General features: G+C 67.8%; 11 protein-coding genes. 8 read left to right on the top strand and 3 right to left on the bottom strand.

Annotated features, from left to right (window positions below; genetic code table 11):
• The 4 genes from JWN03_RS44180 to JWN03_RS44165 form a co-directional block, all read left to right on the top strand.
• A partial coding sequence (locus JWN03_RS44180; RefSeq protein ID WP_297628759.1) for an ROK family protein occupies nucleotides 1–1,057 on the top strand: 1,057 nt, incomplete at its 5' end.
• 175 nt (nucleotides 1,058–1,232) lie between these two features.
• Nucleotides 1,233–1,946 carry a PIG-L deacetylase family protein gene (locus JWN03_RS44175; RefSeq protein ID WP_297628758.1) on the top strand — a complete coding sequence of 238 codons (714 nt, stop codon included), beginning with the start codon at nucleotides 1,233–1,235 and terminating at the stop codon, nucleotides 1,944–1,946.
• Between the two features lie 329 nt (nucleotides 1,947–2,275).
• A complete protein-coding gene (locus JWN03_RS44170) occupies nucleotides 2,276–3,439 on the top strand; it encodes a glycosyltransferase (RefSeq protein WP_297628757.1) in 1,164 nt (387 codons plus the stop codon).
• 199 nt (nucleotides 3,440–3,638) lie between these two features.
• Nucleotides 3,639–3,830 (top strand): DUF3046 domain-containing protein, encoded by a 192-nt coding sequence (locus tag JWN03_RS44165; RefSeq protein ID WP_297628755.1) that lies wholly within the window; start codon nucleotides 3,639–3,641, stop codon nucleotides 3,828–3,830.
• Between the two features lie 4 nt (nucleotides 3,831–3,834).
• Here JWN03_RS44165 and JWN03_RS44160 read toward each other — a convergent pair whose 3' ends face one another.
• Complete coding sequence (locus tag JWN03_RS44160) at nucleotides 3,835–4,359, bottom strand: CGNR zinc finger domain-containing protein (protein WP_297628753.1); 525 nt, start codon at nucleotides 4,357–4,359, stop codon at nucleotides 3,835–3,837.
• A gap of 153 nt (nucleotides 4,360–4,512) precedes the next feature.
• On the opposite strand from JWN03_RS44160, the gene JWN03_RS44155 reads away from it, so the two are divergent.
• From JWN03_RS44155 to JWN03_RS44145, 3 genes are read left to right on the top strand one after another with little or no spacing between them, the layout of a single operon-like run.
• Nucleotides 4,513–4,965, top strand: a complete 453-nt coding sequence (locus tag JWN03_RS44155; RefSeq protein ID WP_297628751.1) for a VOC family protein — start codon at nucleotides 4,513–4,515, stop codon at nucleotides 4,963–4,965.
• Nucleotides 4,966–5,021: 56 nt separating this feature from the next.
• On the top strand, nucleotides 5,022–5,909 hold the full coding sequence (locus tag JWN03_RS44150; protein WP_297628749.1) for a pyridoxamine 5'-phosphate oxidase family protein: 888 nt from the start codon (nucleotides 5,022–5,024) through the stop codon (nucleotides 5,907–5,909).
• Nucleotides 5,910–5,922: 13 nt separating this feature from the next.
• Complete coding sequence (locus tag JWN03_RS44145) at nucleotides 5,923–6,375, top strand: nuclear transport factor 2 family protein (protein ID WP_297628748.1); 453 nt, start codon at nucleotides 5,923–5,925, stop codon at nucleotides 6,373–6,375.
• A gap of 113 nt (nucleotides 6,376–6,488) precedes the next feature.
• Here JWN03_RS44145 and JWN03_RS44140 read toward each other — a convergent pair whose 3' ends face one another.
• On the bottom strand, nucleotides 6,489–7,898 hold the full coding sequence (locus JWN03_RS44140; protein ID WP_297628746.1) for an MFS transporter: 1,410 nt from the start codon (nucleotides 7,896–7,898) through the stop codon (nucleotides 6,489–6,491).
• Between the two features lie 96 nt (nucleotides 7,899–7,994).
• On the opposite strand from JWN03_RS44140, the gene JWN03_RS44135 reads away from it, so the two are divergent.
• Nucleotides 7,995–9,017 (top strand): Lrp/AsnC family transcriptional regulator, encoded by a 1,023-nt coding sequence (locus JWN03_RS44135; RefSeq protein ID WP_297628745.1) that lies wholly within the window; start codon nucleotides 7,995–7,997, stop codon nucleotides 9,015–9,017.
• 61 nt (nucleotides 9,018–9,078) lie between these two features.
• Here JWN03_RS44135 and JWN03_RS44130 read toward each other — a convergent pair.
• A partial coding sequence (locus tag JWN03_RS44130; RefSeq protein WP_297628743.1) for an MFS transporter occupies nucleotides 9,079–10,016 on the bottom strand: 938 nt, incomplete at its 5' end.

Here is a 10,016-nt window from a genome sequence, read left to right as displayed (position 1 = left end):
CGCTATCGCGTTGGGGCTCAATCGATCCACCATCAAGATGCTGGTCGACGCCCTGGCCGAGGACGGGCTGGTGGAGGAGCGGGTGCCGCGGATGGCGAGCGGCGCCGGACGGCCGTCGCTGCTGGTGCTGCCGCAGCCGCAAGCCGCGGTGGTGCTGGCGGTGGATGTGCGGGCCGAGCACGCCGGGATCGCGATAGTGGGGTTCGGCGGGCATATCCTCGGGCGCAACAGCTGGAATCTGCATGGGCGGCAACGGGAACCGGACGAGGTGATCACGCACGTCGCCGAATCCGCCGCGCTGTTGGCGGGTGATCTCGGCTTGTCGCCGGTCGCGGCGGGGGTTTCGGTGCCGGGTGTGGTGCGGCGCTCCGACGGGCTGGTGCGCTCATCGGAAAACCTGCGGTGGGCCGAGGTGGCGCTCGGGCAGCGCATGAGCGCGGTGCTGGATGTGCCGGTGGTGGTCGGCAACGATGCCGAATTCGGTGCGCTGGCAGAGCATCTGCGCGGTGTGGGCAAGGGTGCGGGGGACGCGGTCTTCGTCTCCGCGGATGTGGGCGTCGGCGGCGGGCTGATCACCCAGGGTGCGCTGCTGCGCGGTTCCGCGGGCTACCTCGGCGAAATCGGGCACATGACGGTGCGACCCGGCGGCCGCGCCTGCCACTGCGGCAACGAGGGCTGCTGGGAAACCGAGGTCGGCGAGGCCGCCCTGTGCCGCGCCCTCGGCCTCCCCGAGCACGGTCCGCGCGGCGCGATCGTCGCCGAACTGCGCACCCTGCAAGGCGATTGCGACACCCGGCTCAGCGAATACCTGGACTGGCTGATCCTCGGCCTGGTCAACGTCGTCAACATCCTCGGCCCCGAACTGGTGGTCCTCGGCGACCTCTTCACCGCCCTCCCCGACGCCACCGTCGCCCGCATCGGCGACCAGGTCCGCCGCCGCAGCATGGTCAGCCGCGCCCTAGGCGGCGTCCGCGTCGAAAAGTCCCGCCTGGGAGCAGATCTGAAACTCCTGGGCGCAGCCGAAGCCGCCTTCGACGGAGTCCTCGCCGCCCTCTGACCCCGCCCGCCCCCGGCCTTCAAGATCACCAGGAACTGAGCGTCGTGTCGGCCGAGAAGCGCCAACGGCCAGTTCCTGGTGATCAACCGCCCAGGTCCTGCCTCGCAAGCATCGCAGCGCCCTCGCACCCCTGAGGTCGTATTGACCACGGTGCGGCGTGGTGTTGAATTCATGCATGGAACAGCTCCCCGAGGACTGGCAGCGCGGACTGGTGATCGTCGCGCATCCCGATGACATCGAGTACGGGGCGGCCGCGGCCGTCGCGCGATGGACCCGGCAGGGCAAGGACATTCGGTACGTGCTGGTCAGCAGCGGAGAGGCCGGCATCGCCGGCCTGCCGCCCACCGAAGCCGGCCCACTGCGCGAAGCTGAGGAGCGAGCCAGCGCCAAAATCGTCGGCGTCACCGAAGTCGAATTCCTCGGCTACCCCGACGGCCGTATCGAGGAAACCCTCACCCTGCGCCGCGACCTAGCCGCCGCCATCCGCCGCCACCGCCCAGAACTGGTCGTACTGTTCAACTTCGGCGACGTCTGGGCCCGCGGCTACGCCAATAGCGCCGACCACCGCGCCGTCGGCCGCGCCGCCCTCGACGCTGTCTCCGACGCCGGCAACGAGTGGATCCACCCCGACCTCGCCGACCTGCCCCCGTACTCACCCCGCTGGGCCGCCGTCTACGGCATCGCGGACGGCAGCCACGCCGTAGACGTCACCGACACCCTCGACCTCGCCGTCGAATCCCTCACCGCCCACACCCGCTACCTCGAAGCCCTCAGCCCGGAACCGGTAGCCACCCAGGCCCGCGCCGTCCTCGACATGACCGCAGGCCCGAAGGAAGGCTTCCCAGCCGCCCACGCCATCAGCTTCGAGCTCTATCGATTCAGCAACTGAACCCAGTGCGCAGACCGAGATCGATTCGGCCGAGCCGACTTCGCCACGGTGCAGCGGCATCGATAACAGCCTGCCGGCCCGCCGTGTGAACAGTCGGGTCCGGCCGAGTGCCGGTAGCGCGGCTGTTTGCACGGCATGAACGCGGAGGCCCGGCGGCCCTGATGAAATCGCAGCTCGCGGGGCCGAGCTCTGGTGAGGAGGCGGGAAGGGGAAGTGCTGAAGGTGATTTGCCCCGGCGAAATCTGCTGGCTATCGGCGTGCTTACCAGTGTTCGGGCTGTTGGCGGTGGTGGTGACGCTGCGGGGGCGGTGGTATGACATGGTGGGCTCGTGCGAGTAGCTGTGGTGGCGGGGCCTGATCCGGGACATGCGTTTCCGGCGATCGCGATGTGCCTGCGGTTGCAGGCTGCGGGCGATGATGCGGTGTTGTTCACCAGTCCGCGCTGGTTCGATGCGGCGCGGGAGGCCGGGATCGGGGTGCGGCGGCTGAAGGGGCTGGCGCCGCGGGCCGAGGATGACGATATGGATGCCGGGGCGCGGATCCATCAACGTGCGGCGCATATTTCGACCGAGATCCTGCCTGATCTCAGTGCCATGCTGCCGGATATGGTGGTGTCCGATGTGCTGACCGCAGGGGGCGGGATGGCGGCCGAGCGCATGGGTCTGCCGTGGGTGGAGTTGTCGCCGCATCCGCTGTATCTGCCTTCGAAAGCCTTGCCGCCCATCGGAAGTGGTCTCGCGCCGGGGGAGGGCATGCGCGGGCGCATGCGGGATTCCGTGTTGCGCACCATGACCGCGCGCGATATTCGCCGCGGCGGGGTGCAACGGGAGCAGGCGCGCACGAGTATCGGCCTGCCCCCGGAGGATCCGGGTCCGGCGGCGCGGCTGATCGCGACCCTGCCCGCGCTCGAGGTGCCGCGCCCGGACTGGCCGGAGGATGCGCACCTGGTCGGCCCGCTGCTGTGGGAGCCGACCGAGAAGATCCTGGACCTGCCGCCGGGTGACGAACCCCTGGTCATGGTCGCGCCCTCCACCGCGCACACCGGCATTGCGGATATGGTCGCGACGGTCCTCGCGGGTCTGGAGGGTGCGGGCGTCCGCGTCGCCGTTTCCACCCTCGACACCCCGCCCACCGGCCTCCCGCCCTGGGCCACAGCAGGTTTGGGCCGTCAGGACGAACTGCTGCGCCATGCCTCGGTCGTCATCGGCGGCGGCGGGCACGGCCTGCTCGCCAAATCTCTGCTGGCGGGCGTCCCCATCGTCACCATCCCCGGCGGCGGTGACCAATGGGAACTTGCCAATCGTGCTGTCCGCCAAGGCAGTTCGATTCTCGTGCGCCCGCTCACGCCCGAAGCTGTCCGCGACGCCATCAAGCAGATCCTCGACGATCCCGCCTACACGACTGCGGCCAAGTCCGCAGCCGCTGGTGCGGCGGTGGTCTCAGATCCGGTCCAGGTGTGTCACGACGTAGCTGAAGCTGCCCGCGCGGGATAGTCGTGCGTGCCAGGCTGCGGTGGCCAAGCTTCTGTGCAGGCTGTTGGTGAGTACGAGTCGCGTCCATTCCGCAGCGCCGGCGCGGCAGTCGGCTCGGGTGAGGTGATTCGGCGCGACGAGAGTGTTCTCGGTCGCTGCCGGGTTGTCGCGCAGGACGACCGGTACTGCGGGTGTGATCTCGTGGCGTAGGCTCGCGGCCGTGCGATTGACGGAATTCCAGGAGCTGTTGCATACCGAATTCGGTACGGCGCGCGGGGATGCGCTGCTCATCGACCATGTACTGCCGCGTATTGGGAAGACGGGGGCGCAGGCCATCGATTCCGGGGTGGATCCGCGTGAGGTGTGGCGGGCATTGTGCTCGGAGTTCGATGTGCCGCGCGGAAGATGGTGACCGGCTAGCTGCCGGGGTGCGTCTTCTTGGCGTAGTGCCGGGTCGCCTTGGCGCGATTTCCGCAGGTGGCCATGGAGTGCCAGCGGCGGGCGCCGTTCTTCGAGGTGTCGTGGAACCACAGCACGCAGTGGGGATGGTCGCACTGTTTGATGCGGCCGGGCGTGGTAGCCAGCAGGTGTAGGAGATTGTCGGCGGCCAGCCAGGCCGGCAGCCATTCGGGGTGCCGGACATCGGGTTCGTCGGCGGGGCCGTCGGCGGTCAGCGTGCGGCGGATGCGCCCGTGCTCCAGGACCTTGTTCAGATCGTCCGCGGATTCGCCGCGCACCGCGCCCAGAATGGCCTCGCGGGCGGTGACGACCGCGCGCAATGTCGGTTCGTCGGCCACGGCGGTGAGATTGTTGTCGGCCAGCCACCGGCGCAGTCCGTCCACATCGGTGAGCAGATCCTGCTGTCCCGCCGGCGTCATCCAGCGGGTGTTCAGCAGGTCCACGGCGAGCGGTTCGCCGAGGTGGGGGCGTGGATCGGGCACGCCCGAGGATAACTGTCCCGGACCCGGCATCGGCGGATCGCCTCCCTTCTAACCGGTAACAATCAATATGAGGGTTGACAGTGGGATAGCCCCAGCCTTAGATTCTAACCAGTCAAACCATTAATAACAGTTAAATCTTCCAGAGGGGTTCTCATGACTGCACCCGCGCTCGCCACCGGACATATCGGTCTCAATGTCACCGATCTGGACCGTTCGGTGGACTTCTATTCGCGCGCCCTCGGGCTGGAGCAGCTCGGCGCGGGCGGCGAAGGCGCGCAGCGCTTCGCCTTCCTCGGTGCGGCAGGTCAGCTCCAGCTGACGCTGTGGCAGCAGAGCGACGGTGAGTTCTCGTCGAAAACACCTGGCCTGCACCATCTCTCGTTCCAGGTCGACAGCATCGACCAGGTGCGCGAGGTGGAAACGGTGCTGAAGGAACTGCAGGTGACCTTCGCCCACGACGGTGTTGTCGCACACGGTGAGGGCGCGGCCTCCGGTGGCATCTTCTTCGCCGATCCGGACGGCATCCGGCTCGAGGTATTCGCGCCCACCGGCGCCGAGCACGCTCCCGCGCCGAGCGGCGCGGCTCCCACCTGTGGGTTCTTCTGAACCGAAATACCGCCGGCCGCTGCGGAATTCGTAGCGGTCGCTGACAGGAGTGCGCTATGACCGTCGCCTATCACCCGGGAGAACTGGCCGTCCAGCAACGGATGGGCCAGGCCGATACCGCCCAGCGGGTCGGGCGGATGATCAGTCCCTACATTCCCGATGCCGCCGCCGACTTCCTGGCTCAGCAGCCGATGGTCGTGGTGGCCGCCGCCGATGATGCGGGCAGGCTCTGGGCGAGCCAGCTCACCGGCCGGCCGGGATTCGCACGGGCACTCGATGATCGGGTCATCGAGGTCGATGCATTGCCGGTCGCGGGCGACCCGTTGTTCGAATCGCTGCGCAGCCCAAGGCATCTCGGAATGATTGCGCTGCAACCGCAGCTGCGGCGGCGGATGCGAGTGAACGGCGCCGTCGAGCCCGCCGGGACGGGCCTGCGCATAACCACCGATCAGGTGTACTCCAACTGCCCGAAATACATCTCTCGCCGCAGCGTCGAGCGGTGGTCGGAGACCGGGCCGGTGAGCGTGCGGCACGGGGATGCCCTCGATATCGTTCAGCAGCAGGCGATCTCGGCGGCGGATGCCTTCTTCATCGCCTCCGCCGATCCGAACGGCAATGCCGACGCCTCCCATCGCGGCGGTAATCCCGGCTTCCTGCAGGTCATTTCCCCGACCCACCTGCGCTGGCCCGACTATCGCGGCAACTCCATGTTCATGACCCTCGGCAATATCGCCGCCGACCCACGCTGCGGGTTGCTGGTCCCGGATTGGCGCACCGGTGGGACACTGCAGCTCACCGGCACCGCCGAAATAACCTGGGACGAAGCCGCATTCACCCCCGGCGCGCAATGTGCCATCGACTTCACCATCACCCGGGTGGTAGAGATCTCCGGCGCGAGTTCGCTGCGCTGGAGTGCGCCCGAACTCTCGCCCGTCAATCCCTGAGAGGATCCCCGTCATGCGTCCCCCGCTGCCACCCTTCGATATGGAATCGGCCGAAATCAAGGTTCGTGCCGCCGAAAATGCCTGGAACACCCGTGATCCCGAGATCGTCGCGCAGGCGTACACCGAGGATTCGGTGTGGCGCAATCGTGATGAGTTCATTACCGGCCGCGCGGAGATCGTGGAATTCCTGAAGCGCAAGTGGGCCACCGAGAACGGCTACGCGCTGCGCAAGGAGCTGTGGGGCACGCGCAATAACCGCATGGCGGTGCGCTTCCAGTACGAGTGGCACGACGAATCCGGGCAGTGGTGGCGCAGTTACGGCAATGAGCTGTGGGAGTTCAGTCCCGAAGGGCTCATGTCCCGGCGTGAGGCCAGTATCAACGACACTCGCATCGAGGAGTCCGAGCGGCGTATCTTCGGTCCGCGCAGCGCGGCGGATGAGCATTGGTCGCTGCCGCTCGAGTAGATCTCGCGCAGAAACAGGGCCCTCCCAGTGCATTTCGCTACTGGGAGGGCCCCGGTCCGGCTCAACCGATGAGAACCCCTCAACCGATGGCACCGCTCAACCGGCGGGAGCGCTCAGTCGACGAGCATTGCCTCTGCGGGGAGGGCTGCGGGTGTCTCCACTCGTGCCCGGCGGAACAGCATGAATGCCGCGGCCCCGAATACAACCCCGACCCCGCAGGCGACCCCGAACGCCGTATCCAGCCCATCAACGAAATGCTCGAGGGGGGCCGGCTGCTGATCACCGGCGGTACTGCGGAATACGGTGCCCAGCACCGCGACTCCCAATGCCATGCCCAGCTGCCGAGCCGTATTCACCACACCGGCCGCGAGACCGCCCTGCTGCGGCGGTACCGACGCCATAGCCGTCGACACCAGCGCGGGAGCATTGACACCCGCACCCGCGCCGATCACCACGAGCCCGGGAATCAAAGCGGTCCAGGAGGATCCGGTGCCGACCAGGGTCAGCAGGCCCGCGCCCACGCCGATCACGATCAGGCCCGCACCGATCGTCCACTCGGGCTCGGCATCATGCAGGAAGCGGCCCGTTCCGCCCGCCACCAGGAAAGCGGTCACAGCCATCGGCAGCATGGCCAGACCGGTGTGCAATGGATTCAAGTGCAGCTGCTGCTGCAACCACAGCGAGATCAGCGGTGAGCTGGCGAAGGCCGCGAAGGTCTGGCCGGACGCGCCGAACAGGGTCGCCCCGAAGGTGCGATTGCGCAGCAGCTGCAGTGGGAACATCGGCGCGGCGCTGCGGGATTCGATCACCACGAAGAGTGCGGCGGCGGCCACCCCGGCCAGCAGGGCGGCCAGCGCCGCACCATCACCCCAGCCGTGTTCGCCGGCGCGAATGATGCCGAAGGTGACGCCGGTCGCCGCCGCCGTGAAGCTCAGCATGCCCGGCAGATCCGTATGACGCCCCGAATGCCGTTGTGACGCCGGGAAAACGCTCGCCGACAGAATGATGGTGAGTGCCGCGATCGGCAGATTGACGAAGAAGATCCACCGCCACGACAGCAGATCGACGAGTACACCGCCCAGCACCACCCCGAACGCGGCGGCCGCGCTACCCACCGCGCCCCAGGCGCCGAAGGCGATACCGCGATCGCGGCCGGTATAGGTGGCGTGCAACAGCGACAGGGTGGTCGCGAACATGGCCGCGCCGCCGACGCCCTGCAATACCCGCGACAGCACGAGAACCGCAGTGTCACCGGCCATTCCGCAGGCGAGCGAGGAGACGGCGAAGAGCGCGAGTCCGGCGATGTAGACGGGTTTCGCGCCGAGCCGGTCGGCGAGCGACCCGAGGACCAGTAGTAGCGCGGCCAGGGCAAGCGCATAGCCGTCCACGATCCATTGCAGGCCGGATAATCCGGCATCGAGGTCACCGGCCATGCTGGGCAGTGCGACATTGACGATGGTGACGTCGATGAGCAGCATGAACGTGCCCAGGCACGCGGCGAGCAGGGGGAGCCATTTCCGCACAGGAGCCTCCAGAAGAGCGAACGATTTTCGACGCTCAGCCTGCGACCCTCGTCGCTTTCCGCACACCCACAGCGGTCTTCTCGTTAGATTCCTCCGGTGTCCTCCGAATTACCCAGGGAATCCGCTGTTCTCGATGATCTCGACAAGCAAATCGTGCACGGGCTGGTCGTGGACGCCCGCATCGCCTTCGCGACACTCGGCGCCATTCTCGGTGTTTCGGAGCAGACGGTCGCACGCCGCTACCGGTTGCTGCGGCAGCGCGGCATCCTTCAGATCTCTGGGCAGATAAATGTTGTGCCACTCGGGCATGCGCGGTGGATTCTGCGCATTCGCACGACGCCCAGTGGCGCGCTGCGACTGGGGGAGGCGCTGGCGCGGCTGCCCGAACTGAGCTGGGTCTCACTGCTGTCCACCGGTTCGGAGGTGATGTGCGTGAGTCGCGCGCGCACCGCGCAACGGCGAGATGCCCTGCTGCTGACCATGATTCCGAACACGCCCCAGGTCACCGGACTGATCGCGCACGAGGTCATGCACAATTTCCGGCTGGACGAGGAGTGGCCGCGCTACAGCCGCCTGCTCACCGCGGACCAATTGCTTGCGCTGGGTCCGAGCCGGCCGGTGCAGGATGTGGCGGTCCTCGACGAACCGGTCGCACTGACGCGCGCGGACGAGGCCATGCTGACCATTCTGGCGCGGGACGGCCGCGCGCCCTATGCGCAGCTGGCCGCGGCTACCGGCTGGAGTGCGCCGCGGGTGGCTCGGCGCATGGCCGAACTCCTCGAATCCGGGGTGCTGTACTTCGATCTCGACTTCGCGCAGGAGCGCATGGGTTATGCGGTGCGCGCGGCGATCTGGCTGAAGATCAGACCTGCCGATCTGCTGGCGGTGGGCGCCGCGCTCGCTACGTATCCGGAGGTCACCTATGTCGCGGCCACGACCGGTCCGACCACGCTGACGGCCGCGCTGATCTGCCGTGATACTCCGCATCTGTTCCGGTTCGTCACCGAGCGGCTGGGTGCGCTGGACGGGATCGTGGATATGGAGGTGACGCCGTCGCTGCGGCAGTTCAAACAGGCGCAGGCGCTGATGGATACAGATCGAATCTCGTTGCTGCGCTGAATAAAAGACCGGTCCCCGCTCCGAGTGTGCGGAGCGAGGACCGGCCGGTACTCTGCGGTGCTCAGCCGACGAGCACCGGTTCGGCGGGGGTGCTCACCGGCGCCTGCGCCCGCGCCCGCCGGAACAAGGCGAATGCCGCCACGCCGAAGGTCAGACCCACAGCTCCTGCCACCGTCGCGGCGGCGTCCAGCCCGCTCACGAAGTCGGACAACGGCATCCGCCGTGCATCACCGGCGACATCGCGGAATACGGTGCCCAGCACCGCGACTCCCAAGGCGAGCCCAAGCTGTCGTGCCGTGTTCACCGCACCGGCGGCGGTTCCACCCTGCTGCGGTGATACGGCCGCCATGCCCGTCGCGACCAGCGCCGGACCATTGACGCCGATACCCGCGCCGATCACCACGAATCCCGGAACCATTGCCACCCAGGAGGATCCGGGGCCGATCAGTGCCAGCAGTCCCGAGCCCGCGCCGACCACTATCAGACTCGCGCCGATGGTCCACTCGGGGCGCGCATCGTGCAGCAGGCGGCCGGTGATTCCGGCGACCAGAAATGCGGTTGCGGCCATGGGCAGCATGGCCAGACCGGCGTTCAACGGGGTCATATGCAGTTGCTGCTGCAGCCACAGCGAGAGCAGCGGCAGCGTCGCGAACGCCGCGAAGGTCTGCCCCAGGGCGTTGATCAGGGTCGCCCCCAGCATCCGATTGCGCAGTAGCGACAGCGGGAACATCGGTGTGGCAGTCCGGGATTCGATGACCGCGAAGATCGCCACAGCGGCTACGCCGACCAGGAACGACACCAGCGCGCCGCCGTCACCCCAGCCGTGCTCGCCACCGCGGATGATGCCGAAGGTCACGCCTGCGGCCGCCAGCGTGAAGGCCAGCATGCCCGGCACATCCACATTCCGTCCCGGGTGTCGCTGCGAGGCGGGAAATACGGTGACGGACAACAGGATCGTCACCGCCGCGATGGGCAGGTTCACGAAGAAGATCCAGCGCC

The organism is Nocardia sp., from assembly GCF_025465275.1.
In the GTDB taxonomy this organism is placed as follows: Bacteria; Actinomycetota; Actinomycetes; order Mycobacteriales; family Mycobacteriaceae; genus Nocardia.
This window is presented reverse-complemented; position numbering and strand designations above follow the sequence as displayed.

Bases quoted from the DNA above. Each gene is read 5' to 3' on its own strand.
- JWN03_RS44175 (WP_297628758.1), top strand. From the start codon at position 1,233: ATGGAACAGCTCCCCGAGGACTGGCAGCGCGGACTGGTGATCGTCGCG.
- JWN03_RS44155 (WP_297628751.1), top strand. From the start codon at position 4,513: ATGACTGCACCCGCGCTCGCCACCGGACATATCGGTCTCAATGTCACC.
- JWN03_RS44150 (WP_297628749.1), top strand. From the start codon at position 5,022: ATGACCGTCGCCTATCACCCGGGAGAACTGGCCGTCCAGCAACGGATG.
- JWN03_RS44145 (WP_297628748.1), top strand. From the start codon at position 5,923: ATGCGTCCCCCGCTGCCACCCTTCGATATGGAATCGGCCGAAATCAAG.